Genomic DNA, 25113 nt, shown 5'->3' with positions numbered 1-25113 from the left:
AGCCCTACTCGCTCGTGTTAAACTGCAATTTTGCCACTGTTTATCGATTCTATGCGCGCCCTGATTGCATTTATCTGCTCAGCCTTTGTGCTCAGCGCTTGCGGCTTTAAAGGCCCCTTGTATTTACCGAACGATCAGCCGGTCGATAGCAGCAAAGCCAGTGCGGTAACGGCTTCTGCCATTCAATAAGCAGGTATAAAAAAAGCGGCCGAGGCCGCTTTTTTATTGACTATCCACGCTTAGAAACGTTCGGGCAGTTTTTGTACAATAATAATCCGTTTGTTTTCCAAACGGATATAACCACCAAACACCAACTCTTTCAAAATACGTGCAATCATTTCGCGCGAAGAACCAACGCGATCGGCAATCGCTTGCTGAGTGAGCGGCTGATTAACCATCTCAACGCCATCTTCCACAATCAACATTGATTCAAACAAAGCACGAACGCGGCCGTACACATCGAGCAAGGCCAAGTTTTTCATCGTGGTAGATAAATGGCGAACCATCGCTGCCAGATTTTGGATAACCAAATCTTTTACATGCGGTTCACGCTCCATCGCCTCACGAAATTCTTGCTTAGTAAACATCAAGAAACTCGAGTCTTCCTCACACTGGCATGACCAACCACGTGGCTCTTCATCAATCAAAGAAATCTCGCCAATCGCATCACCCGGCTCAACTTCCATAAAGACAAATTCTTTACCTTGGTTATCACTGGTAAAGCTGCGCGCGCGGCCTTCGATCATCACATACATCGACTCAGCAGGATCGCCTTCACGGAATAAGAACGTGCCTTTTGGCATATTGCGCTTTAAACCAGTATGAAGAATGTACTCCAACTGATCATCGGGAAACCCCTGCAAAAGCGGGATTGCCTTTAACATTTCCAGCATACATACACCTCGTTTTTAGTCTTGGTATTCAATTCAAATTGAAATGATTTAAAAATGCTCAGGCAGCTTTTTTAAAATTAAAATACGGCGACGACCCGTTTGGACATAACCGCCTGCAACGAGTTCTTTCATCACCTTGGCAATCATTTCGCGCGAAGCCCCTACGCGATCAGCCAAATCTTGTTGCGTTAACTGATCTTCGATCAAACCGCCCTCTTCGGTCGGCACGGCTAAGGCTTCAAACACTTTACGGATTCGCCCGTACACGTCTTTCAATGCCAAATCACTGACTGTTTTGGTTAAATGGCGAATCACATTCATGGCCGTCAGCAGCATGTGATCTTTCAGCTCTGGATGCTGAGACAGCAAGGTCAGAAAATTGGTACGGGAAATAGCGAGAAAGACGCAATCTTCCTCGGCTTCTGCGCTCACTGCACGCTCTTCATCAGCAAACAGCGCTAACTCACCAAAGCTGGTTCCTGCATCAGCAACGCCATATACAAATTCACGCCCCGCATCATTATTATGAAAAATACGCATCCGGCCTTCGATGAGCACCAATAAATGATCTACCGGCTCACCTTCATTAAAAATCAGCACCCCTTTTGAGAAGTGGCGCCGCGTTGCAACGTTTTCAAGTTCGAGCAAGTCCTCAACGGGTAAGGTAGAAAATAGTTCGACTTTAGCTAAAACTGCTTCGTATCCCATATCAATGCTCTTTGTTAATGTTTGGCCGCTTCTTTGGCTGGTTTTTCACTGGCCATTGCGGAGGCGACTTCAGAGGCCATCGGCTCGGTCTCTTCTTTCATCATTTCTGTTTGCGATAGCTCGCCCGTTTTTACATCGGGTGGTGGTGGCACCACATCGATTTTCTTGGCCTGCATGTATTCGTTCATTTCTTTCCAGCCGGCAAAAATATCGGCCTTAGGAATCTTCGCATTGCGTCGAAAACAATCTTCCAGCGAGCGACCACTGTGGCGACAGGCTGCACCGATCGCTTTGCCATTCGCTTTGGGCTTATTTACCAGCTCGAGCAGTTGGTCACACCCTGCCAAGCCAAATGTCAGCGGCACTAGCAGCAACATCGTTTTTAGCGCTTTCACAGGAACACCTTCTAACAGGAAATCAAGGTAAATTGTAAGACAAAAAGCCCGTTAAGTCGCAATAACCTAACGGGCTTTTAATTAATTACGACAAACTTTCACATTAAATTTGTTGAATACCCGCCAACAACCAGCGTGGATCACCCTGCATTGGACGAACAAAGTGCCAAACTTCTTTAAACGGCACCGCTGGTGCATTCAGGCTTTCGCTGACGCGACCGCTAAATTCCACGCTCGCCACCATGCGGCCGCCCTCATCAACGGCTTCGATGATATTCAGATTCAACTCTGGGAACTCCGCCAAATCATCGTTGCTAGCGATATCGTCTTTGAGCATCGCAAACAATTCAGGCGTCATATAGCGGCGCATTTCTTCGGCTTGCTCTGGCGAATTAAGTGCCTGCATGTGCAAGAAGCTTGCACGCGCCTGGCGCAAGAAGGCCGCAGACTCAGTACCATCCGGCAAACGCGTAATTGGTGTTGCTGGCAATGAGTATGCACCACCAACACCTTGGCCAATACGGAAGCCACCGCTTAAATCGTTTTGTTGTGGCGCTTGAAACGCCGTTGCTTGTGGATTGATTGCAGGCGCAGGTGAAGAGCTCATCTGGGCAGGATTCATCGCTGGCACACCTGCGTAAGCGTGCGCTTGACCTACTGGCGTTGATTTACGACGACGTAGCAACATCACGCCACCGGCAGTCAATGCGCCGAGCAAAAGCAAAGTACCCCAAGGCATGCCGTCGCCTTCTGCGGCGCCAGATGCATTATTGCCCATCATATAACCGAGCAAACCACCGACTGCGAGACCACCCAAGATGCCCCCCATCATGCCGCTGCTGCTCTTTTTCTGCTGCACAGGCACCGGTGCCATTGGCGCAGGTTGCTGCGGCGCGGCTTGACGTTGCGGCGCTGGCGCAGCTTGGCGCTGCATCCCGGCTGAGCGGCCACTGCCAACGCGTTTTGCTTCGGCAATGTGACTAGCAAACAAGGTCGTGCTCATCAGCACCACCATAAAAGCTTGACTAAAACGAGCCATTTTTATCTCTACCCTGTAATGGGATTAGTTTATGAATACGGTATTAGTATGGGCGCTGTTAAATAAGTTCAATAAGTGGCCAGAAGAAAAGGCGATACACTCACCCCACTCATGGGTATTAAGCCAAAGGCCAAACCCAATAATGGCTACAGAGGAATACACCTACCGGGCATTAATGACCGCGCTGTCCACGCTCAATCGTCACGCCAACGCGAGCGACATCTTTCAGAATATTGAGCTTGGTCACCGACACCTTGATCCATGGGGCGCCAAAGTCGTGAATCAAAATATGCGCGATATGTTCGGCCAAGGCCTCGATCAGCAAAAAGTGCTTTTCAGCCATTACCGTGCGCAAATGCGTGACGACTTTATCGTAATCGATGGTATCGACCAGATCGTCTGACACACAGGCGCGCGCAGAAGGCAGGCCGATTTCCAGATCCAACTCAACGACCTGCGACTGGGTGCGCTCCCAGTCATACCAGCCAATCACAGTTTCGGCGCGCACTTGCTGTAAATAAATAATGTCCATAGCGGATCGCCCTCTGCGCTTGCGCCGCAAACTCGAATCGTTTGAGGCCAATAGCAGATTAGCTTAAAATCAAAAGTTCACGATTGTAGTGGAATTTGGGATGAACCTCACCTTAGTATTTTTCATCATTGGCGCCTATTTGATTGGCTCTTTATCGTTTGCCGTCATCGTGAGCCGCGTCATGGGCTTGGCCGATCCACGCAGTTATGGCTCCAATAATCCGGGCGCGACCAATGTCTTGCGCTCCGGCAATAAAAAAGCCGCCGCGCTCACGCTACTGGGCGACGCACTCAAAGGCTGGGTTGCCGTGTTTGCAGCGCAGCAGCTCGCACCGGTGGTTGGCGTCAATGCCCCAGAAGAATTTAATACCTTAATCGCCGCCGTCGCGCTAGCGGTGACCGTTGGCCATATGTGGCCGGTGTTTTTCCAATTTAAAGGTGGCAAAGGCGTTGCGACTGCGGCGGGGATTTTGCTGGCGCTCAACCTATGGCTGGGCTTAGCGACTTTAGGCATCTGGCTGTTTGTCGCCAAAGGCTTGAAGATTTCATCGCTATCGGCGATCTGCGCCGCAATTGCGGCACCTTTTTTGTGCTGGTATTTCCTGCCCGTCCAAGTCTACATCGCCGCAGTGATTGCAATCAGCGTACTGCTGATTGTTCGTCACAAGCAAAACATTATGGGCTTAATCAGCGGCAAAGAAGGCAAGATTGGCGAAAAGGCTAATTAAGACCTAAATCGAAGAATAAAAAAACCGGGCGCGAATTAGCCCGGTTTTTATTTTTGGACACTTACCACTACGCTGAAGCGCGTAGCGAGAGCGGTGAGAACAAGGCAAAAAATAAGGAAAAACCGGAATGTACTCGAGTACATGAGGATTTTGAGTTATTTTTTCGCACGCAGTGTGTGCAAAGCTAGCAGGAATCGCCGCTCGCAGTAGCGCATCAGCTAGCTTGTTTGGTGTGGTCGCGCACAATGCGCGCCTTCTCCCGCTGCCATTCGCGCTCTTTCTCGGTTTGACGTTTATCGTGCTGCTTTTTACCCTTGGCCACGCCAATTTCCAGCTTGATATAGCCGCGCGTGAAATGCATATTCACGGGCACGATGGTGTAACCAGCGCGGTCCACCTTGATCGCCAGCTTGTTGATTTCGTTTTGTTTGAGTAGCAATTTGCGCGTGCGCACTACGTCGGGCAAGACGTGCGACGAGGCATTAATCAGCGGTGAAATATGGCAGCCGAACAGGTAAAAGTCGCCCCCTTTATAAATCACATATGATTCTTTGAGTTGTACGCGTCCAGCACGAATCGATTTGACTTCCCAGCCTTCCAGAACGATGCCTGCTTCGATTCGTTCTTCGATAAAATATTCGTGAAACGCCTTACGGTTGTCGGCGATGACCATGCCGTATCATCCTGTACTGCAAAAAAGAAAGAATTCTAGCACCCGAAGGGCCTACTGACCATGAAACGAATTTTTTGTCTGTATACCGGCGGCACGATTGCCTGCGTCGATGGCCCGAATGGCTTGGCGCCGCAACAGGGTATATTAAGCAAGCTCATTGCTGATTTAGCTTTTAAACATATACCCGATGTAGCGATTACACTGCACGAGTACGCTACGCCGCTTGATTCTTCGGCGATGACACCGCACCACTGGCAGCAAATCGCACAAGACATCGCCAGCCGCATCGACGATTTCGATGGTTTTGTTGTGCTGCACGGCACCGACACGATGGCTTGGACGGGCGCAGCGCTGCATTGGCAACTGGACCATATTCACAAGCCTGTGATTCTGACCGGTTCGCAACGCCCATGGGTGCATGTGGGCAGCGATGCGCCTGCGAATATGCTGCTGGCCTTGCAAAGCGCAGCTTCTGCGCCGGCCGGCGTTCAGTTGGCATTTGGTGGTTTGCTATTGCCAGCGCATTGCGTGAAAAAACTCGACGCCGATCACGATACGGCGTACGCCGCGCCGAATGCGCCCAAGAACACCACTTCGAACGATAAAGATTTTACGTATCTACCACTCAATCCGCAGCAGCACATTTTGGCGCTCAAACTCTACCCCGGTTGCGAGACGGCCATCACCGGCATGATCAATAGCCAAACTTGGGATGGCATCGTGGTTGAGAGCTATGGCAGCGGCAATTTACCGCAACACGCGGCGCTGATCGCCGCACTACAAGCGCAGGCCGATCACGGCGCGGTGATTATCAATTGCACGCAATGCATCGCCGGCGAAGTACGCCAAGGGCTGTACGCGGCGGGCAGCGTGTTTAACACCTTGGGCGCGTGGCCAGCCGGACGGCGCAGCGTTGAAGCGGCGACCACTTGGCTGTATACGCACTTGGCGCGCGCACCAAAAGATGTTTTAGCACTGGCGTGGCAAGCCATCGCTGTGCTATAGTCGCGGCCTGTTGTGATTGAGGCTGCGATTTAACGCGCTCTTGAGCACAACACCGCGAATTTTGGCGTCAGCCAAAAGCTTCGACGGCGGGTCTCCCCGCATAGCTAGAAGGTGAACCTGGTCAGGTCCGGAAGGAAGCAGCCACAGCTTTTGATGCTAGTGCCGGGGGTCGGGCTCGCCACCCCCCCTCTTAAAATTTTGCGATGCTATCCATCTACACATACACGTGCAATGTATTGCCCTGCGCCTAAGATTTTATCTTGTCTAGCAAGCAATACCCCCTAAGCGTCACACCACCCGAACCAATAAATAGAATTTTTAGCCATTCAGAGGCTGACGATTTGCTCCAGCAGGCCGAGCTTTTGATTATTTTGCGCAAGAAATGATTTATTGCGCCACATCAAAGCGGCTTACACCGCAAAGGCGCACTATAGGTTTCGCAAGCTGATGCTTCGTGTATCTCCAGTGGTCATTGAGCGCCGATCTTTTGATCGGCGTTTTTTTTTCGCCTTGTCACCCTGTCACTCCCACTGCATAATCGCCGAAATTCTTTGGGACTGACGTTCGATGAAATTCCTCTTTGACCTATTTCCAATCTTGTTGTTTTTCGGCGCGTATAGTTATACCAACGATATTTTCCTCGCCACGGGCGTGGCCATCGGAGCAACCGTACTCCAGGTCGTGTACAGCTGGGTTCGTCACCGCCACGTTGACAATATGCTGTGGATTAGCTTAGTACTCATCACGGTCATGGGCGGCCTCACGCTGATTTTCCACAATAAACAATTCATTATGTGGAAACCCACCATTTTGTACTGGCTGTTTACCGTAGTCCTGATCGGGGCGTGGCACATCAAAAAAAACAATTTGATTGAGAAGCTCATGGGCGCATCGATTACGCTTCCACGCCCGATTTGGACGAAATTGTTGTACGCTTGGGCCTTGTTTTTCCTCGCAATGGGCGCACTTAATATCTATGTGTTCCACAGTTTCTCTGAAGCCTTGTGGGTGAAGTTCAAAGTATTTGGCACCTTGGTGCTGACCTTAGCCTTTGTCGTGGCACAAAGCCTTTACCTATCAAAACACATGTTGCCCGAGCAGGAAGAAAAGCCTGCCGATTCTGAATAAAACTTAAGGATCGTTCATGCCTTTGTATGCCATTATCGGTACCGATAAACCAGACTCATTAGCTGATCGTCTCGCCGTGCGCCCTGCGCATTTGGCACGGATGGAAGAGTTGAAAAATGAAGGTCGCTTGATTTTAGCGGGCCCGTTTCCTGCTATTGACAGCGTCGATCCTGGGCCAGCAGGTTTCAGCGGCAGTTTGATTGTTGCCGAATTCGAAAACCTTTCAGCGGCCCAAAGCTGGATTAGTGAAGACCCTTACGTGACAGATGGCATTTTTACCGAAGTCGTGGTAAAACCCTTCCGTCATGTATTGCCCTAAGAGTCTGGTATCATGAGCATTACCGACGAAATTCGCACGCGTTTGCAGTCGCTGGAGTTTGAAAGCTTAGAGCTATTTGACGATAGTGCAGCCCACGCGGGCCATGCCGGCGCAGCCAGTGGCGGCGGGCATTATGAATTAACAATTGTATCGAGCGCGTTTATTGGCAAAAAAACGCTGGAGCGGCACCGTATGGTGTACCAGCCCTTAGCTGATCTAATTCCGCATCGCATACATGCACTCAGTATCCGAGCGCTAACGCCGGATGAATTTTGATGTTGGCTATTTTGAACGAAGGAAATCGCATGTTTAAAGCAAACCGTTTGGCTCTGGCCATTGCTGCTGCTAGCTTGTCAGCTAGTGTTTTTGCTGCTCCGGCAGGTACTGTGGCCACCGTCAATGGCGTCGCTATTCCACAAGCTAAATCAGACGCATTTGTGAATGATTTGGCACAACGTGGTCAGAAAGACTCTCCAGAATTGCGCGCAAAGATCAAAGATGAATTGATCAAAAACGAAGTGGTTTACCAAGAAGCGATCAAAAAAGGCATGGATAAAAGCCCAGAAGCCATGGCGCAATTGGATATGCTGAAACAGCGCATCGTGATCGGCGCGTACATCAATCAGTACGTTAAAGCCAACCCAATTACTGATGCCGAACTGCGCAAAGAATACGACAAAATCAAAGTGAACTTTGGCGGCAAAGAATACAAAGCGCGTCACATTTTGGTGGCCACTGAAGCTGAAGCTAAAGCGATTATCGAAGACCTGAAAAAAGGTAAAAAATTCGATGATTTGGCCAAAGCTAAATCAATGGACAAAGGTTCAGGCTCAAACGGCGGTGATTTGGGTTGGTCGAATCCAAAGAACTTCGTTCCTGAATTCGGCGGCGCACTAGAAAAAATGCCTAAAGGCAAAATTTCTGACCCAGTGAAAACGCAATTTGGTTTCCATGTTATCAAGCTAGATGACGTGCGTGATGCGAAAGGCCCTTCTTACGATGAAGTGAAACCACAATTGGAACAACAAATCCAAGGGCAGCGCATTCAAAAACTGGTTGATGATTTGATGAAAAACGCCAAAATCGTCCAGTAAGACCTACTTGCCGAGCATAGCTTGCGCAGATAAAAAAACCGGATCACTGATCCGGTTTTTTTATCTGCCACTTTTCAATTATTTCTTTGCTGGCTCACTAGCGCCCGCTTTTGGCGCTTTGGTTGCTTTAGGCGCTTTGGTCGCCTTTGGCTCTGCGGTTGGCTTCATAGTTGGAGCCGCTTTGGACTCGGCTTTAGCTGGGGCTTTTACCGCCGCGACTGCGCTTGTTTTACCATTTACAGTTACGTCAGCTTTAATTTTGGCAAAAGTACCTTCCTTAATACCTGGCACTTTCATAATATCTTCAGCCGTTTTAAACGGGCCATTTTTGGTACGATAGTCGATGATGTCCTTGGCTTTTTCTGGGCCAATGCCATTAAGCGCCTCCAACTCGGTCGCAGTAGCGGTGTTAATATTAACAGCAGCAAATGCCGAAGCTGACAGCATGAAAGTGGCAAACAAGGTCATAACTAGTTTTTTCAACATTACATTCTCCGTACTTATTAAAATTGAATACGTAAGCATTTACGCTCGACCACTATAGCATTCATAGAAAATAAAACCAGACTGAGTCAGTTTTTATTAAGGATATGTCATGATTACCCCTGGGCAAACAGTCCAACATTATGAAAATTTTCCCGTTGGCTCATTTTTACTTCCCAAGCCCTTTCGCAAACCGATCGCCGTCGTGTATCACATCGCCCGCTATGCCGATGATTTGGCTGATGAAGGTGATTTTAGTCCCGAGCAGCGCATCGCAGCACTCGATGAATGCAGCCACGAACTGCAAAGAATTGCTCAGGGGCTCCCCCCCTTAACACCTCGCTTTGCAGCACTGGTGCCTGTTGTGCAGCAATACGCTATTCCATTGCAGTTATTTGAAGATTTATTCTCCGCATTTCGCCAAGATGTCGTCAAAAGTCGTTACGACAATTTCGGCGAAGTCATCGACTATTGCCGCCGTTCGGCGAATCCAGTGGGACGAATTTTGCTGCATATTTTTGGCTATACCGACGGCAGAATGCTGGCACAGTCAGACGGCATTTGCACCGCCCTGCAATTAGTCAATTTTTGGCAAGACGTGGCAATCGATCTCAAAAAGGATCGAATCTATATTCCGCAGGACGAATTGCAAAAATACGGTCTTACGGATGGCAAGCTTTTTGCACACGAGTATAACGAGCAATTTAAGCGGCTAATGGCTTTTCAGTGTGAACGCACCCGCAAAATGCTGCGTGCCGGCTCACCCTTAGGCCGTGCACTACCAGGCAGGATTGGCCTCGAAATTCGGACGATTGTGTTATCTGCGGATCGAGTTTTACATAAACTAAAACAAGTAAATTACAACATCTACACCGCGCGTCCAACCTTAACCACCTTGGACTGGCCCATTATTCTGTATCAAGCAATTAAAGCGAAATACCCATCATCAAACTCTCACACCGGATGTCATTAAAGCAATGAAAGTCACTGCCGCACAACAACGCGCTATTTTCCGCCTATTTAGTGCTAAAACCTGGCCACAACGGATTGTGGCGCTGATCATCGTTTTGGTCGGCGCTTGGGCCTGTATCAAGCCTACACCGAGCGAGCCTGGCAAATTAACGACGGGCATGGTGATCAACGGCCAGGTTGTTGGTGTTGCTGATGGCGATACCGTCACCGTGCTGGATGACGATAAAAAACAATATAAGCTGCGGTTGGCCTACATTGATGCGCCAGAAAAAGCAATGCCATTTGGCCAAGCAGCCAAGAAATCACTCTCTGACTTGGTCTACGGTCAAACGATCCAAGCGGATATTGACGATGTGGATCGATATGGACGTGGCGTAGCACGCATCACTAAAGGCGCACAAGATATCAATTTTCAGCAAGTTGTGAACGGCTACGCTTGGCACTATACCCAATACGCCAAGACACAGAGCGGCAGCGACTATTCACGTTATCAATCAGCACAAGAAGCGGCACAGCGTGATCAAAGCGGCTTATGGGCCGATAAAAATCCAACCCCACCGTGGGATTGGCGTAAAGCGAAACGGAACAACTAAATCGGCCAAGCTGTAATGAAACTTCGCATATTTATTCTATTGGGGCTGTTACTTTGCACTCTCGCAACAGCCGCCGTTTTCATCATCCTGCAAGAACGCGAACGTGATGGCCACTGGCCTTGGCCCTTAAATGGTCGGGTCAATAATCAAAGTGCACAAGCTGTTCAAGTTTGGGATGATGATCATGGCAATTACACTGTCGCCGCTCACAGCCAAAGTAGCAACAAGCTCGATATTGATCATGCATTTGAAGCTACAAGTGGTCGTTGGTGCAAGCTGAGTGCACACACTTTAATCGTGAATGCTGATGGTCGCTTTGCCAACTGCCAATGCTTTGCATTAAACAAGGGTAGACCATGTATTAAATTTTAATTATTGCCAAACCAATAAAAAACCACGCCGCAGCGTGGTTTTTTATTGGACCATCCTAGCTTAAACGCGGCGGAATACCAAAGTACCGTTGGTACCACCAAAGCCGAAGCTATTGGAGATCGCAACGTCGATCTTCATATCACGCGCAGTATTGGCGCAATAATCCAGATCGCAACCCGCTTCAATATCTTGTTCGAAGATATTGATGGTTGGTGGCGATACTTGATGATGCAAGGCCAATACAGAGTACAAGGCCTCAACACCACCCGCGCCACCCAATAAGTGACCGGTCATTGATTTGGTTGAGTTCACCACGACTTTCTTCGCGTGATCGCCCAACGCAATTTTCAGTGCATTGGTTTCGTTCGCGTCGCCCAGTGGCGTAGATGTACCGTGTGCATTCACATAATCTACGTCTGTTGCGTTCAAGCCAGCATCGCGCAGCGCATTCAATACGCCACGCGCAGGGCCATCAGCATTTGGCGCAGTGATATGGTGTGCGTCAGAGCTCATACCAAAACCAACTAGCTCAGCATAGATTTTCGCGCCACGTTTTTTCGCGTGTTCGTACTCTTCCAGTACCAAGACACCCGCGCCCTCACCCATCACAAAACCATCACGGCCTTTGTCCCATGGACGAGACGAAGTCGCTGGATCATCATTGCGAGTCGACAGGGCTTTCATCGCTGCAAAGCCGCCGATACCCAGTTTAGAGATCGCACCTTCAGCGCCACCCGCCACCATGATATCTGCATCGCCGTATTGAATCATACGGGCTGAGTCGCCGATACAATGTGCGCCAGTCGTACACGCCGAAACGATGCCGTACGACGGGCCCTGGTAGCCTTTGATAATTGATACGTGGCCAGCAATCAAATTCACCAGAGAGCCAGGAATAAAGAACGGGCCAATTTTGCGTGGGCCGCCGTGGACAACGTCAACGCCGGTATTCTCGATCAATGGCAAACCACCGATACCCGAACCGATATTCACGCCAACACGGGTTTTATCCAAACCAGCAATATCATCCAAGCCAGCATCAGCAACGGCCTGCAATGCCGCAGCGATACCGTAATGGATGAACACATCCATACGACGTGCATCTTTCGGGCTGATGTACTGTCCGATGTCGAAATCTTTTACTTCACCGGCGATTTGGCAAGCCAGATCGCTCGCGTCAAATCGGGTGATCATACCAATACCAGACTTGCCAGCAAGCAGGTTGGCCCAGCCAGTGGCAACATCATTGCCGACGGGCGATACTTGACCCAACCCGGTAACAACTACTCTGCGTTTAGACACGTGGGGGTACTCCGCTTAAAAGCCGGCATCTAGCCGGCAGCGCTTCAAAAATAGTATTAAAGCAAAAATCCCTCCGGAGCGTTGCTTTGTCTCGCCGTACAACATGTACGGCCTGCGACATCGCGTCTTGCAGGAGATTTTTTGCGTTTCAAACAAATGTTTTAGCAGCGCCAGATAAAATAAAACCCCCGCTACAGCAAGCCATAGCGGAGGTCTGGAATCACCGAGATTACTTGTTCAGGTGAGCGTTAACGTAGTCAACAGCTTGTTGAACGGTAGTGATTTTTTCAGCGTCCTCGTCAGGGATTTCGCACTCGAATTCTTCTTCGAGGGCCATAACGAGTTCAACGGTGTCGAGTGAGTCGGCGCCGAGGTCGTTAACAAACGAAGAGTCAATCTTAACGTCAGTTTCTGGCACGCCCAGTTGCTCAGCAACAATCTTCTTCACGCGCTGTTCGATGTTTTCCATGGATTTAGTTCCCAAGCCTTTATTAGCTTAATTTCTGAAAAGTGCGTTCGCATTCTACCAAAATTTTGGCTCATGCAAACAGTTACATGATGCAATAGAGCGCAAATTTACCTTTTTTTCAGTAATTTTGCTACCGCCGGAGCAGATTTTTATCGCATCTTATCCGGCAAAATCGCAACTCGGTCGCGATTTTACCTGATTAATTCATAAACATCCCACCATTTACATGAATGGTGTTGCCTGTGATGTACGCTGCTTTATCCGAGGCCAAGAAACCCACGGCGTCAGCGATATCTTGTGGATCACCCAAGCGACCCAAGGCGATATTGGCCACCAAATGCGCTTTTTGCTCATCCGGCAGACCTTTGGTCATATCGGTATCGATAAAGCCTGGCGCCACGGCATTGACCGTTACACCACGGCTGCCGATTTCTTTAGCCAATGATTTGGTAAAGCCAAACAAAGCCGCTTTCGCTGCTGAGTAGTTGGTTTGACCGGCATTGCCCGTTGCGCCCACCACTGAAGCGATATTGATAATACGGCCCCAACGCGCCTTCATCATATTGCGCATCACGGCTTTCGATAATTTGTACACCGGCTTCAGATTGGTATCCATAATGGCATCCCATTCTTCATCCTTCATGCGCATCAACAGGTTATCACGCGTGATACCGGCGTTATTGACCAAGATCGCAATCGCGCCGAATTCTTTCTCGATTTGCGCCACGATCGCATCACACGCGCCGTCTTCAGTCACGTTCAAACGCAAACCTGCGCCATTAGCGCCAGCTGCTTTCAAATACTCGCCAATCGCCGCAGCGCCGCTATCGCTGGTTGCGGTACCGATCACGGTAGCGCCCATGCTCGCCAATTCCAAAGCAATGGCTTGACCAATACCGCGTGATGCGCCGGTGACCAGCGCAACTTTACCTTGCAAACTCATAAATATCTCCATTAAGGGTATAGCCTTGCAACCAATAACTACAAATCATTGCAGGGCAATACCATCGAAAAAGTATCTGCTTTATTTATTTCAAAAATACGATGGCCACTTCTTTTTGCTGACACTCTTTACGCTCGCCATTGGCCGTATCCACAATCAAACCGCAAGCACGCGCAATGACAAAACCCTGACCGGTTGGGCTCGCCGTGAAAAATGACGAGATATCCAACGGCAAACCCGCCAACTCAATTTGGGTTTGACTTACCTTCCAATTCATTTTGACACGGCTGTTTTTTTGCGGATTGGCGGTCAGGAATATATCCAAATCACCATCGCCTTTCACTGCATCGGCGCTCAGATACAGGTTCAGCGTTGATGCATCGACCGCCTGAGCATCCCATTCGACGTCAAACTCACCTGCGGCAATCTGCACCGCAGAGGCGTTTGATGCAGTCACTGCGCTGGCCTTAACCCGCAATGCGCTTAAGGTAGGCACGGTATTGCTGATCACGGCATTCACATTGCCATTCTCAATACTCACCCCACCGCCACCACACGCAACCAGCGCCGAAGCCAACAGGCTAAGCAAAATCACATGCTGCATCATTGATTTTTTCAAGGCTTGATCCTTATTGCGCAGCTTTAAGTGCATCGATACTCGCCAAATCAAGCAAAGCCACAGATGGCAAATCGGCGGCAATGCGTTTATTCAAGCCAACCAACACTTTACCTGGACCACATTCAGCCATCACCGTCACACCATCTGCGACCATTTTTTGCACGGTTTCTACCCAGCGCACAGGCTGATACAGCTGACGAACCAACGCGTCACGCACGGCGGCGGCATCGCTATATGCAGCCACATCAGCGTTGTGCAAGACCGGCACTTTTGGCGCGTTAATTTCAATCGTCGCCAATTTAGCCGCTAATTTTTCTGCCGCAGGCTTCATTAAATCGCAGTGCGATGGTACTGAGACAGGCAGTAACAAGGCGCGTTTTGCACCACGTGCTTTACATGCTTCGCAGGCGCGCTCAACCGCAGCTTTGGTACCGGCAATCACCACTTGGCCAGGCGAGTTAAAATTAACCGCTTGCACCACTTCGCCTTGCGCGGCTTCAGCACACGCAGCGATGATTTCTTCGTCGGCCAAATTCAAAATCGCCGCCATCGCGCCGGTGCCAGCAGGCACGGCTTCTTGCATTGCTTCGGCGCGCAAACGCACTAATTGCAAGGCATCGCCAAAGCTAATCGCTTCTGCCGCCACCAAAGCGGTATATTCGCCCAAGCTATGACCGGCCATCACGGCTGGCATCGCACCACCATTGGCTAAATACGCACGCCACGCAGCCACACCGGCAGCTAGCATCACAGGCTGGGTATTGACGGTCGCGTTCAGATCTTCCGCCGGGCCTTCATTAACCATGGCCCACAGATCTTGGCCTAACACACTAGATGCTTCGTCAAATGTAGCTTTCACCACCGCTGAATCTGCCCAGCCATTCATCATCCCAATCGATTGCGAGCCTTGGCCCGGAAATACAAATGCTAACGACATTGCCAACTCCTTGATAAGCGTGCGCCCTGCGCAGACTCACATTCAAACAAATGTTTCAATACAGTAAAAACGGCGCACTCAGCGCCGTTTTGATTCAAGCTGTTAAAACTTCGCGAGGATAGATCCCCAAGCAAAACCGCCGCCAATGCCTTCCATCAAAATGGTTTGGCCGCGCTGAATTTTGCCAGTTCGCACTCCATGATCGAGCGCCAATGGAATCGACGCCGCCGAGGTATTACCCTGCTCACCCAAAGTGACAATCACTTTATCCATCTCCAAGCCCAAATGCTTGGCGGTCGACTCAATAATCCGCACATTAGCTTGGTGCGGCACGAGCCAATCGATATCGCTTTTTTCCAAACCAGCTTCGGCCAAAGTTTCTTCGGCAATATCGGCCAAGGCGCGAACGGCGAATTTAAATACCGCGTTACCCTCCATGTAAATCCATGGCTCGCCATCGAGTACGCCTTGCTTCGGTCGTGCGGCAGTTTTCAAAATGCCGTTGTAACGACCGTCCGCTTTAAGCTTGGTCGACAAAATACCCGGCTCTTCAGATGCCGTGAGCACGACAGCACCAGCGCCATCGCCAAACAACACGCAGGTTGCACGATCTTGCCAGTTAATCAAGTTTGAGAGCTTTTCAGCGCCGACCACCACGGCACATTTAGCCGCGCCGCTCTTAATCATTGCATTGGCGGTTGTTAGTGCATAAACAAAACCAGCGCACACCGCTTGCACGTCAAACGCTGGAAAACCATGTACGCCCAATTTGTTTTGCAGCAAGCATGCAGTTGACGGGAAAATATTATCTGGTGTTGTCGTTGCGACAATCAGCAAATCAATGTCTTCTTTAGCAACACCAGCGCTCTCAATCGCACGTTCAACTGCGATCAACGCCAAATCAGAAGTGAGCTGATCATCGGCCGCAATATGACGCGCTGAAATGCCTGTGCGGGTCACAATCCACTCATGGCTAGTCTCAACGGTTTGAGCCAACTCATCGTTGCTTAAAATACGCTCTGGCAAGTACGAGCCAGTTCCTGCAATACGAGAATAAATCACAAGCCACTCCCTTAACAGATCGCCCAAACGATCTGATGCCGTCCTTAGCGGAGATACCACTAAGAAACTATATTCTGTCGCACTACCAGCACCCAGCCAAAGGCTGCATCTAGGCAGTTTGTCCTGATGCCGATTTTTCCACAGCATCAACAGCTTCAAAGTGCTGCAACTCATGCTGCACTTGATCAGTAATACGCTGAATCAGGCTGGAGCGTGCTTCCTCAACGGCCTGAGCCAACGCCCAGTAAAACGCAACTTCGTCTGCGCCGCCATGGCTTTTTACCACAATGCCACGCAAACCAAGGAATGACGCGCCATTAAAGCGACGCGGATCGAGTTTATTTTTAAAACTCTTCAATACCGGCATGGCGCACAAAGCCAGCATTTTGGTAAACCAGTTGCGGGTAAATTCAGCCTTTAAAAAGGTGCTGAACATTTGCGCTACGCCTTCGGATGCTTTGAGTGTGATATTGCCGGTAAAGCCATCACACGCAACCACATCGACCGTACCCTTGTAGATGTCATTACCTTCGACATTGCCAACAAAATTCAGACGCGTTTGGCGCACCAGTTCAGCGGCCGCCTTCACCACTTCATTGCCCTTGATTTCCTCTGAGCCCACATTGAGCAAACCCACGGTCGGCGCACTTTTTTGCTTTAATGCACCAAACATCGCCGAGCCCATAATCGCAAATTGCGTCAACTGCAGCGGTGTTGAATCGACATTCGCGCCCAAATCGAGCATCAAAGTCTGCCCTTTCATCGTCGGCATCAGACTAGCAATCGCAGGCCGATCAATACCCGGAATCGTTTTGAGCACAAAACGCGCTGTCGCCATCAAGGCGCCGGTATTACCTGCAGAGACGCAAGCATTGGCTTCGCCCGATTTCACCAAATTAATCGCGACGCGCATTGAAGAATCTTTTTTATTCTTCATCGCCAATTGCGGCGATTCATCCATAGCAACGACTTCGGTCGCACCATGAATGCGCAAACGCGGCCCAGTTTGTGCATTATGAGCTTTTAATTCCGCCTCTAACGCATCGACCAAACCAACCAGCACGATATTGACATCGGGGTTATCGCGCAAAAAACGCAGGGCTGCGGGTACGGTCACATGAGCGCCGTGATCGCCACCCATGGCATCAACTGCAACGGTAATATCCATCTGAATTCCTAAACGACGAACGGCGCAAGCGAGGGGTCTCACTTGCGCCGCAAGGCTAAGCAAAGCTTAGAGAGGCATACAAAAGCGTTAATTACTCGCCTTTAGCCTTGATCACACGACGGCCTTTGTAAAAGCCGTTTGGAGAAATGTGGTGCGGGCGATGAACTTCACCAGTCGCAGCATCTACAGACAAAGCTGGTGCAGACAGGAAGTCGTGAGCGCGGTGCATGCCACGTTTCGAAGGTGATTTTTTATTCTGTTGAACTGCCATGTTAAAACTCCTTAATACTCAGTTGTCATTCCGCTTTCCTGGTTTTCAACTGAGCCAGGACTGCAAACGGATTAGGTTTATCGCTCGCCAATTTGGCTAGCGCGTCGTCGCCGCCACATACATCATGCGTCAGCGCTACAGGTAAAGCGAGCAAGATCTCATCTTCAACCAGTGCTTCAATATCCAGTTCCGGATCGATCAAAATCCCTTCGAGGTCTTCGTCGAGCGCTTCGGCTTCGTCGATTTGTGCCTCGTCGGCAAATTGCGTCAATACGGTTTCACTGTGTAGCTGCCAAGGCGCTGCGCTAAGGCAGCGTTGGCACACCAGCTGCAGAGTTCCCGTCACTTCTAAATAAAGCCAAGGGCGCTGCAAGCGATCCACACCACTTTCTATATGCCAGAACACTTCACCTGACGTATTAGCCAACTGATCGGCAAGCCGAGAAAGCTGGGAAAGTGGTATTGAACCCTTAAGTTCTCTAGCTTCCTGCGCAAATTCCGCGCTATGTATCACAGTCATATTGGCTGGGGCGTAGAACCGGAAACCGCGCATGATATAATCTGCGCCCCATGTCTGTCAAATGCGCGTGGCGCACGGTGAGATTAATTTATGATGAAAAAACAAGCCACTCTCTCTGGCGTCGAGAATCGCCGCTTGGTACTGGCCTCAACCTCGCCTTATCGCAAGGAATTACTCGCACGCCTTGGCGTCGACTTTACCGTGGCCGCGCCTAATTTAGACGAAACTCCGCTAGCGGACGAGAGTGCCGCGCAAACCAGCGAGCGCCTCGCGATTGCCAAGGCGCGCGTGCTGGCCGAGCAATTTCCAAATAGTTTAATCATCGGCTCCGACCAAGTCGCGCTACTGAATGGCGCGCAACTGGGCAAGCCGGGCACGCACGAGCGCGCAGTGACACAGCTACAAGCGATGCGCGGGCAAACCATTGAGTTTCATACCGCACTCGCCCTCTACAACACCGCCACTGGCGAGCATCAAAGCCACGTTGATATTACAAACGTGACGATGCGTAATTATACCGACGCGCAAATCGAAAGCTATTTGCTGCGCGATCAGCCGTACAACTGCGCCGGCAGCGCCAAAGTTGAAGCGCTGGGCATTGTGATGATTGAAAAAGTTGAAACCACCGATTCGAGCGCCATTATTGGTCTACCGTTAATTGCTTTGGTGACGATGCTCAATCAAGAAGGTTTTGCCATTCTATAATTTGCGTCAAGCAGCTGGTATATCCATACAGCTAAATGAATTAGCGGTATATCACCCTATACACAGCACAGTATTTATTTCGAGGATCACATGGCTGGCACTTTATATTTAATTCCCGTTCCGATGGGTGGCGACACGCTCGGCAATATTTTGCCTGCCGACGTCATCGAAATCGCCAAAAAGCTGACGCACTTTGTCGTTGAAAACGCCAAAACCACGCGCGCGCATCTGAAAATGTTCGGTACGCCGCACGAGTTACGCAGCTTGTGGATGCAAGAATTATCAGAGCACACCAAAGATCACGAAGTGAGCGCGCTACTGAAACCGCTACTTGAAGGCCACGACGTCGGCCTGATGTCCGAGGCAGGCTGCCCCGGCGTGGCCGACCCGGGCGCGCGCTTGGTGCAATTGGCGCATCAGCGCGGCATTAAAGTCGCGCCGCTGGTCGGCCCGTCGTCCCTGCTGCTAGCGCTCATGGCGTCAGGCGCAAATGGCCAGAAATTTCGCTTTAACGGCTATTTGCCGTCTGATCCGGCGGGTCGCCTACAAACCATCCGCCAACTCGAAACCATTTCCGCCAAAGAAGGCCAAGCCGAGCTGTTTATCGAAACACCGTACCGCAATCCTGCGCTCTTTACTGCTTTGCGCGATACGCTCAAACCTGGCACCAAGCTCACCGTTGCCTGCGACATCACGCTGCCTAGCGAAGAAATCGTCACACTCGACATCGCACAATGGAAAAAACGCGCCGAGCCAAATATCAATAAACGCCCTACCGTTTTTATTATTCAGGCCTAAATACATCAATGGGTATACCGCTACAAATCAATCCATAATTGATTTATGGCAGGGTACCCATAGTAAATTGCCAATGGCAATACTCACAATGCCAAGCAGAGCGGCATTGTGTACCTTCAGCGCCTTTATTACTTCGCAAAATTGGCGATGCAACTTTCCTACACACGCCCCTTAGCTGCACTTATAAGCTGCGCAGCCATGTTATGGCTTTTATTGGCCAACTATCCACGATTAGCCAATTTAGACTTGGCATTGGGCCAATGGGCATATGCCGCCAACCCTTGGAGCATCAAACTCAGCATTGTGATTAGCATGCTGGGCAGTGGCGTTGGCACACTGCTGATTGCCGGCGCACTAGCAGCCCTTGTATATCGGCGCTTTCACGACAAATTGGCCGCATGGCTGATATTTGGCGGCGTAGTGCTAAGCTGGTCACTTAATGCCATCTTTAAAGAATTCCTGGGTCGACCTCGACCCGAATTTGAACATCTGGTTCATACCACAGGCCATTCGCTCCCTAGTGGCCACGCAATGGCTTCAGTCACACTCAGCGCCTTAACCTACCTAGTTTTTAGCCGCCACCAGCCCCACTTTCGCAACATTGGACTGGTATCGGCAGCGCTTTGGATTACGTGCAGCGGTGCAGCTCGTTTGGTACTCGGAGTGCATTATTTTAGCGATATTCTGGCTGGCTACTTATTAGCCAGTATGATGGTCATTGCCCTTGGCCATAGCTATCAGCAACTTACCACAGCGGCAAAGTCTCCCCGATAACGGTTTTAGGCTGATCAGCATACCGCACGCCCACACCAAGCAAACGCACCGGCTTGGCGCCGCGCTGCCAAGCTTGGCTGAGCAGCGTTTCGAACACGGCCGGATCGGGATCGGGGCAGATACACTCCATCGTCGTTTGCGTGAAGTCGTGAAATTTGATTTTGACAAACGCTTTATGCGGGGTATCGCGCTGCGACCTTTGCTGGCGTTGGCTAAAATCGGCATACAGCGTGGGCAGTTTGGCCAAGCACGAATTTAAATCGGGCAAATCCTGATTGTAGGTGTGCTCCACCGACAGCGATTTGCGCTTTTCGCTGCGCGCCACAGGCCGCTCGTCGATGCCGCGGCTTTGCCAGTGCAGCGATTCGCCCAAGCGCCCCAATACGCGCACCAGCTCTTCATGCGACCAGCCTTGCACGTCGCCACAAGTATTCAAGCCCAATTTCGCCAGCTTGCCCGCCGTCACCTTGCCGATGCCCCACAGTTTGCCCACCGGCAAACTCGGCATAAAGGCGGCGATGTCGTCGGGCGTAATGACGAATTGCCCATTGGGTTTATTCCAATCGCTGGCAATTTTGGCGAGCAGTTTATTCGGCGCGATACCGGCGCTGGCGGTGATGCCGACTTCAGCCTCGATGCGCGCGCGGATCTCCTGCGCCATCAAGGTCGCGCTGCCGTGGCAATGCGGCAAGCCCGTGACATCCAGATAGGCTTCGTCGAGCGACAGCGGCTCGATGCGCTCGGTGTAATCGGCAAAAATCTGCTGCACCCGGCGCGATGCATCGCGATAGCGCTCAAACGAGTGCGGCAACAAGATTAAATTCGGACACTGGCGCAAAGCCCATTTGGTCGGCATCGCCGAGTGGATGCCAAATTTACGCGCTGGATAATTACACGTTGAAATCACGCCGCGCTGATCGGGCGCACCGCCAATCGCGATCGGCACATCACGCAATTCGGGGCGATCGCGCATTTCCACCGCAGCGTAAAAGCAATCGCAGTCGATATGAATGATTTTGCGCAAAATCCCCTCTCCATACAGCGTCATGTCGCATGCGTTGAAATAAGCACCGATCTAGCAAGTGTACGTTCGTTCTATAAAAACTACAAGCCACCGCTCGTAAGCTAATTGTGCGCATTTTGTTTTTCATCACCACGGCAATCAACCACTATGCAAAGAGATATTTCATATCTTATCAATCAGGAATTGGGGTATTCGAGGCTAACCCATGCTAAGTAAAATAACCAAGACAATACTCATAACAGGTATATTTGCCAGCCAATTTGCGCTTGCCTTGCCCATATGCCCAAAAAAATTAGCTTGGCGTTTTATGAATTCGGGCTGCTCTACCATCAGGACGTCGGCATTGATCGCGATCTGGTGGATGAATTAATCAAACGCAGTCGCTGCCAGTTTGAGCTGAGTAATTTGCCACGCGCACAGATTTGGAACGAGCTCAGTAGCGGTCAGCTGATGATGAGCGTATCGGCGATTAAAACCCCCGAGCGCGAAGTGTTTTCGCTCTTTAGCGCACCGTATTTACGCCTTAAAAATATGGCGGTGATGCAAAAACACATCGCCGACCAAAACCCCGATGCGGCTCGTTTTCTGGCCAATTCTAATTTGCGTTGGGGCGTAGTGAAATCGTACAAACACGGCGCGGAACAAGACGAATTGATTGAAAAACTTCGCGCCCAAGAGCGCGTGATTGAGGCCAAAGACAGCGCTGAGCTATTTCAAATGCTGAGCGAGAATAAAATCCAAGGCTTATTTGCCCAAGCCACCGCTTACAATTTTTATGCACGCCAGCTCAGTTTTGACAAGCCGCTGGTTGCCCGCGACTGGGCGCCGGTTGATCGTGGCGTTGAAGCGCGTTTGGTTTATTCCAAAAAGCATTTTAGCGAGGCTGATATGGCAGCATGGGATCAGATCATCTACCAAATGCAAGCGGATGGCACCATCCAAAAAATCATCGCGCGCTACTTGCCTACTCCAGAGGTCAAACGCACGCTCATTCCTACCGTCGATCAGCTCAATCAGAAGAAAACCGCCAATTAATTGATTCAAATACATTTTCCACTCAAAAGCCAACTCAATCTTGCCGATAATGATTGCGACAAACTACGATTTTGAGGTGACATCATGAGCATGAATCTATCGAGCATCAATGTCGGCGTGAGCAGCTCGATCACCATAGAGAGCAAATCCAACCCGAAAGCCAACGAGAACAAAAACGAAGTCGTTCCCCAAGAACAAGTCGATCTAAAAAACGAACAAAGTGAAGCTCTAACCTATAGCAAGCCAAAAAATCCACGCATCGTGCCGCCAGATTTAGAAACCTTAATGGCTGAATCTGAAAAGAAAGCGGAAAGCCTGATTAATCTAGTGCGCAATCTTGTCGAGCAACAAGGGCTAGACTTCAAACTAGTTATCAAAGGCGAGCAAAAACTAAGCGCAGATCAAGCCAGCATTGACGCTGCGAAAGAAGCGATTGGCGAGGATGGTGAATTTGGCGTCAAAAAAGTCGCCGAGCGGATTTTAAGTTTTGCTAAATTTGCCATCGGCGACGATCCAAGCAAGCTAGAGAGCATTCGCAAAGCGGTGCAGCAAGGCTTTGATTCGGCCAAAGAAGCTTTGGGCGGCGCACTACCCGATATTAGCCAGCAAACCTACGATAAGATCATGGGCGAATTTGATCGCTGGCAAAAAGAAGGCATTCCTAGCGGAGATACAGTGAGTTTAGACTCAGCACCAGCCAGCACAGTATCTACTTGAAAGGCAATTGAATAGAGAGCTAGAGCTATATACCCAACAAAAAAGACCGCCGCAGCGGTCTTTTTTGTTGCAGATGATTTAGGGCAAATTCACTTCAATATTATCGATCAAGCGCGTCGAGCCAAGGCGGGCGGCGATTAAGATCACCAATTGTTTATCGGTGCTGGCCGCGGGTTTGAGGGTTAGCGCATTGCGCGTTTCAACGTAATCGACTTCTAACCAACCACGCACGCGCAAGTCGGTGACGGTTTCGATCGCCAGCTTGGAATAATCACGCTCGCCGTTTTCAATCGCGCGTTTCATGCGGCTTAAATGGTAGTAAATCCGCGGCGCTTCAGCGCGTTGCGGTTCAGTCAAATAGCCATTGCGCGACGACAGCGCCAAGCCATCTTCCGCGCGACCAGTATCGACTGGCACAATGCGAATCGGCACGTTCAGATCGGCAACCATGCCCTGAATTACCGCCAATTGTTGGTAGTCTTTTTTGCCAAAACAGGCCACGTCGGCTTCGACGATATTGAATAGCTTGGTCACCACCGTCGCCACGCCACGGAAGTGCCCCGGACGGAAGGCACCGCACAACTCGTCCGCAATCGCGGGGGGATTCACTTGATATTGCTGAATCACATTTGGGTACAGCTCTTTCTCATCCGGCGCGAAAATCACGTCAACGCCACCGTTTTCAGCGATGATCGCCGCATCGCTATCCAAAGTGCGTGGGTAGCGATCAAAATCTTCGCCCTGACCAAATTGCAGGCGATTCACAAAGATACTGACCACGGTATGCGCAGCTTCCTGTTTTGCAGCATGGATTAGCGACATATGCCCCGCGTGCAAATTGCCCATCGTTGGCACGAAAGCGACGGTGCCGACGGTTTTGCGCCACTCGCGCAATTCGGAAATGGTATGGATGATTTTCATAGTTCTATCTTTTGGATACCAGCACGCGGCTCATGCGTGCTGGCGGTCAATCTTGAATCAGAATGAATGTTCTTCAGTCGGGAAAGTCAGTGCCTTGACTGATTTCACATAAGCTTCAACCGCGCCTTGAATGCTGCTCACGCCACCGCTCATAAAGTTTTTCACAAAGCGCGCTTTTTTGCCGGGATAAACGCCGAGCATATCGTGCAGCACCAGCACTTGGCCGTCGACCTGTACGCCAGCGCCAATCCCAATCGTTGGCACAAACAGCGATTCGGTGACTTCGGCCGCCACGCTAGCGGGCACCATTTCCATCAACACCATCGCCGCGCCTGCTGCTTGCAAGGCCAAAGCATCGCGCTTCAGAACTTCGGCTTCGGTTTCGGTTTTACCTTGTACTTTGTAGCCGCCGTAAACGTGCACCGACTGCGGTTGCAAACCAATATGCGCACAAACCGGAATACCGCGTTGCACCAGAAAATCGACGGTATCGACCATCACTGCGCCGCCTTCGATTTTGACCATTTCCGCACCAGCGGCCATCAAACGAGCGGCGTTTTCGTAGGCTTGGATATGCGACGCTTGGTAGCTAGCGAACGGCAAGTCGGCCAGCACCAGCGCTTTTTGCGTGCCGCGCACGACGGCTTTGGTGTGATACACCATGTCGTCAACGCTGACCGGCAGCGTGGTCGTATGACCTTGAATCACATTGCCGAGCGAGTCGCCGACGAGCAAAATATCCACGCCCGCTTCGTCGAGCAGCGAGGCAAAGCTCGCATCATAACAAGTCAGCATGGCGATCTTGGCGCCATCCTGCTTCATTTTTCTAAGAGTCGAAAGTGTCGTTTTCATGATGGGTAATCAAGCCGTTTCGTTAAGGACTGCACTCGTGGTGCAATGCAAGATTAAATTCGT

At 50.4% G+C, this 25113-nt stretch carries 34 protein-coding genes and 1 other RNA gene; 16 read left to right on the top strand and 19 right to left on the bottom strand.

Annotation, left to right across the window (positions count from 1 at the left end; translation table 11 throughout):
- Positions 1-51 precede the first annotated feature (51 nt).
- Positions 52-189: a lipoprotein gene (locus NT239_12795; GenBank protein XGA70638.1), complete on the top strand. Its 138-nt coding sequence runs from the start codon at positions 52-54 to the stop codon at positions 187-189.
- A 50-nt stretch (positions 190-239) separates the two neighbouring features.
- Here NT239_12795 and NT239_12790 read toward each other — a convergent pair whose 3' ends face one another.
- The 5 genes from NT239_12790 to NT239_12770 all read right to left on the bottom strand — a co-directional run bounded on the left by NT239_12790 (position 240) and on the right by NT239_12770 (position 3567).
- Positions 240-893, bottom strand: a complete 654-nt coding sequence (locus tag NT239_12790) for a Crp/Fnr family transcriptional regulator (GenBank protein ID XGA70637.1) — start codon at positions 891-893, stop codon at positions 240-242.
- A gap of 48 nt (positions 894-941) precedes the next feature.
- Complete coding sequence (locus NT239_12785; GenBank protein ID XGA70636.1) at positions 942-1601, bottom strand: Crp/Fnr family transcriptional regulator; 660 nt, start codon at positions 1599-1601, stop codon at positions 942-944.
- A gap of 14 nt (positions 1602-1615) precedes the next feature.
- On the bottom strand, positions 1616-1996 hold the full coding sequence (locus NT239_12780; protein ID XGA70635.1) for a hypothetical protein: 381 nt from the start codon (positions 1994-1996) through the stop codon (positions 1616-1618).
- A 103-nt stretch (positions 1997-2099) separates the two neighbouring features.
- The gene (locus NT239_12775) at positions 2100-3035 is read right to left on the bottom strand and encodes a Tim44-like domain-containing protein (protein ID XGA70634.1); all 936 of its coding nucleotides are present in this window, start codon (positions 3033-3035) and stop codon (positions 2100-2102) included.
- Positions 3036-3207: 172 nt separating this feature from the next.
- Positions 3208-3567 carry a dihydroneopterin aldolase gene (locus NT239_12770; GenBank protein ID XGA70633.1) on the bottom strand — a complete coding sequence of 120 codons (360 nt, stop codon included), beginning with the start codon at positions 3565-3567 and terminating at the stop codon, positions 3208-3210.
- Between the two features lie 100 nt (positions 3568-3667).
- Between NT239_12770 and plsY the strand changes: the two genes are divergently transcribed.
- A complete protein-coding gene (plsY, locus tag NT239_12765; GenBank protein ID XGA70632.1) occupies positions 3668-4294 on the top strand; it encodes a glycerol-3-phosphate 1-O-acyltransferase PlsY in 627 nt (208 codons plus the stop codon).
- A 214-nt stretch (positions 4295-4508) separates the two neighbouring features.
- Here plsY and smpB read toward each other — a convergent pair whose 3' ends face one another.
- Positions 4509-4967, bottom strand: a complete 459-nt coding sequence (smpB, locus tag NT239_12760; protein XGA70631.1) for an SsrA-binding protein SmpB — start codon at positions 4965-4967, stop codon at positions 4509-4511.
- A 60-nt stretch (positions 4968-5027) separates the two neighbouring features.
- On the opposite strand from smpB, the gene NT239_12755 reads away from it, so the two are divergent.
- The 6 genes from NT239_12755 (at position 5028) to NT239_12730 (ending at position 8513) form a co-directional block, all read left to right on the top strand.
- Positions 5028-5972 (top strand): asparaginase, encoded by a 945-nt coding sequence (locus tag NT239_12755; GenBank protein ID XGA70630.1) that lies wholly within the window; start codon positions 5028-5030, stop codon positions 5970-5972.
- 85 nt (positions 5973-6057) lie between these two features.
- Positions 6058-6155, top strand: an RNA gene (gene ffs, locus NT239_12750) — signal recognition particle sRNA small type.
- A 384-nt stretch (positions 6156-6539) separates the two neighbouring features.
- Entirely contained in the window at positions 6540-7100 is a 561-nt protein-coding gene (locus tag NT239_12745; protein XGA70629.1) for a septation protein A, read from the top strand.
- Positions 7101-7116: 16 nt separating this feature from the next.
- Positions 7117-7419 carry a YciI family protein gene (locus tag NT239_12740; GenBank protein ID XGA70628.1) on the top strand — a complete coding sequence of 101 codons (303 nt, stop codon included), beginning with the start codon at positions 7117-7119 and terminating at the stop codon, positions 7417-7419.
- 12 nt (positions 7420-7431) lie between these two features.
- Positions 7432-7695 carry a BolA family transcriptional regulator gene (locus tag NT239_12735; protein XGA70627.1) on the top strand — a complete coding sequence of 88 codons (264 nt, stop codon included), beginning with the start codon at positions 7432-7434 and terminating at the stop codon, positions 7693-7695.
- A 29-nt stretch (positions 7696-7724) separates the two neighbouring features.
- Positions 7725-8513, top strand: coding sequence for a peptidylprolyl isomerase (locus tag NT239_12730; GenBank protein ID XGA70626.1), 789 nt, complete (start codon positions 7725-7727; stop codon positions 8511-8513).
- A gap of 78 nt (positions 8514-8591) precedes the next feature.
- Here the strand turns inward: NT239_12730 and NT239_12725 are convergent, their stop codons facing one another.
- Complete coding sequence (locus NT239_12725; protein ID XGA70625.1) at positions 8592-8999, bottom strand: helix-hairpin-helix domain-containing protein; 408 nt, start codon at positions 8997-8999, stop codon at positions 8592-8594.
- A gap of 109 nt (positions 9000-9108) precedes the next feature.
- On the opposite strand from NT239_12725, the gene hpnC reads away from it, so the two are divergent.
- Genes hpnC through NT239_12710 form a run of 3 tightly spaced genes read left to right on the top strand, consistent with a single transcriptional unit; the run spans position 9109 to position 10933 of the window.
- Entirely contained in the window at positions 9109-9969 is an 861-nt protein-coding gene (hpnC, locus tag NT239_12720) for a squalene synthase HpnC (protein XGA70624.1), read from the top strand.
- Positions 9970-9973: 4 nt separating this feature from the next.
- A complete protein-coding gene (locus NT239_12715) occupies positions 9974-10561 on the top strand; it encodes a thermonuclease family protein (GenBank protein ID XGA70623.1) in 588 nt (195 codons plus the stop codon).
- A 15-nt stretch (positions 10562-10576) separates the two neighbouring features.
- Positions 10577-10933, top strand: a complete 357-nt coding sequence (locus tag NT239_12710) for a hypothetical protein (GenBank protein ID XGA70622.1) — start codon at positions 10577-10579, stop codon at positions 10931-10933.
- 60 nt (positions 10934-10993) lie between these two features.
- Here the strand turns inward: NT239_12710 and fabF are convergent, their stop codons facing one another.
- From fabF to NT239_12665, 9 genes are all read right to left on the bottom strand, one after another.
- Entirely contained in the window at positions 10994-12235 is a 1242-nt protein-coding gene (gene fabF, locus NT239_12705; GenBank protein ID XGA70621.1) for a beta-ketoacyl-ACP synthase II, read from the bottom strand.
- 229 nt (positions 12236-12464) lie between these two features.
- Positions 12465-12704: an acyl carrier protein gene (gene acpP / locus NT239_12700; protein XGA70620.1), complete on the bottom strand. Its 240-nt coding sequence runs from the start codon at positions 12702-12704 to the stop codon at positions 12465-12467.
- A gap of 199 nt (positions 12705-12903) precedes the next feature.
- Positions 12904-13647: a 3-oxoacyl-ACP reductase FabG gene (gene fabG, locus NT239_12695; GenBank protein ID XGA70619.1), complete on the bottom strand. Its 744-nt coding sequence runs from the start codon at positions 13645-13647 to the stop codon at positions 12904-12906.
- Positions 13648-13732: 85 nt separating this feature from the next.
- Positions 13733-14299, bottom strand: coding sequence for a hypothetical protein (locus tag NT239_12690; protein ID XGA70618.1), 567 nt, complete (start codon positions 14297-14299; stop codon positions 13733-13735).
- Positions 14277-15203 carry an ACP S-malonyltransferase gene (fabD, locus tag NT239_12685; GenBank protein XGA70617.1) on the bottom strand — a complete coding sequence of 309 codons (927 nt, stop codon included), beginning with the start codon at positions 15201-15203 and terminating at the stop codon, positions 14277-14279. Before fabD ends, NT239_12690 begins: the two co-directional genes overlap by 23 nt.
- A 102-nt stretch (positions 15204-15305) precedes the next feature.
- Entirely contained in the window at positions 15306-16262 is a 957-nt protein-coding gene (locus tag NT239_12680) for a ketoacyl-ACP synthase III (GenBank protein XGA72809.1), read from the bottom strand.
- Between the two features lie 112 nt (positions 16263-16374).
- Complete coding sequence (plsX, locus tag NT239_12675) at positions 16375-17433, bottom strand: phosphate acyltransferase PlsX (protein ID XGA70616.1); 1059 nt, start codon at positions 17431-17433, stop codon at positions 16375-16377.
- A gap of 91 nt (positions 17434-17524) precedes the next feature.
- Entirely contained in the window at positions 17525-17704 is a 180-nt protein-coding gene (gene rpmF, locus NT239_12670) for a 50S ribosomal protein L32 (protein ID XGA70615.1), read from the bottom strand.
- A gap of 25 nt (positions 17705-17729) precedes the next feature.
- Positions 17730-18257, bottom strand: coding sequence for a YceD family protein (locus tag NT239_12665; protein ID XGA70614.1), 528 nt, complete (start codon positions 18255-18257; stop codon positions 17730-17732).
- A gap of 57 nt (positions 18258-18314) precedes the next feature.
- Here NT239_12665 and NT239_12660 point away from each other — a divergent pair, with 57 nt between their 5' ends.
- The 3 genes from NT239_12660 (at position 18315) to NT239_12650 (ending at position 20501) form a co-directional block, all read left to right on the top strand.
- Complete coding sequence (locus NT239_12660; GenBank protein XGA70613.1) at positions 18315-18929, top strand: Maf family nucleotide pyrophosphatase; 615 nt, start codon at positions 18315-18317, stop codon at positions 18927-18929.
- A gap of 90 nt (positions 18930-19019) precedes the next feature.
- Entirely contained in the window at positions 19020-19727 is a 708-nt protein-coding gene (locus NT239_12655) for an SAM-dependent methyltransferase (GenBank protein XGA70612.1), read from the top strand.
- A 198-nt stretch (positions 19728-19925) separates the two neighbouring features.
- Positions 19926-20501: a phosphatase PAP2 family protein gene (locus NT239_12650; protein ID XGA70611.1), complete on the top strand. Its 576-nt coding sequence runs from the start codon at positions 19926-19928 to the stop codon at positions 20499-20501.
- Here the strand turns inward: NT239_12650 and dinB are convergent.
- Positions 20473-21549, bottom strand: coding sequence for a DNA polymerase IV (dinB, locus tag NT239_12645; protein XGA70610.1), 1077 nt, complete (start codon positions 21547-21549; stop codon positions 20473-20475). The two genes, NT239_12650 and dinB, sit on opposite strands and share 29 nt — an antisense overlap.
- A 255-nt stretch (positions 21550-21804) precedes the next feature.
- Between dinB and NT239_12640 the strand changes: the two genes are divergently transcribed.
- Both NT239_12640 and NT239_12635 read left to right on the top strand, forming a co-directional pair.
- Entirely contained in the window at positions 21805-22560 is a 756-nt protein-coding gene (locus NT239_12640) for a transporter substrate-binding domain-containing protein (protein ID XGA70609.1), read from the top strand.
- 84 nt (positions 22561-22644) lie between these two features.
- Positions 22645-23277 carry a hypothetical protein gene (locus NT239_12635; GenBank protein XGA70608.1) on the top strand — a complete coding sequence of 211 codons (633 nt, stop codon included), beginning with the start codon at positions 22645-22647 and terminating at the stop codon, positions 23275-23277.
- Between the two features lie 78 nt (positions 23278-23355).
- Here NT239_12635 and panC read toward each other — a convergent pair whose 3' ends face one another.
- A complete protein-coding gene (gene panC / locus NT239_12630) occupies positions 23356-24198 on the bottom strand; it encodes a pantoate--beta-alanine ligase (GenBank protein XGA70607.1) in 843 nt (280 codons plus the stop codon).
- A 57-nt stretch (positions 24199-24255) separates the two neighbouring features.
- Positions 24256-25050 carry a 3-methyl-2-oxobutanoate hydroxymethyltransferase gene (panB, locus tag NT239_12625; GenBank protein XGA70606.1) on the bottom strand — a complete coding sequence of 265 codons (795 nt, stop codon included), beginning with the start codon at positions 25048-25050 and terminating at the stop codon, positions 24256-24258.
- Between the last annotated feature and the right edge of the window lie 63 nt (positions 25051-25113).

The sequence above is a fragment of the Chitinibacter sp. SCUT-21 genome, assembly GCA_041874755.1.
Classification (GTDB): domain Bacteria; phylum Pseudomonadota; class Gammaproteobacteria; order Burkholderiales; family Chitinibacteraceae; genus Chitinibacter.
This window is presented reverse-complemented; position numbering and strand designations above follow the sequence as displayed.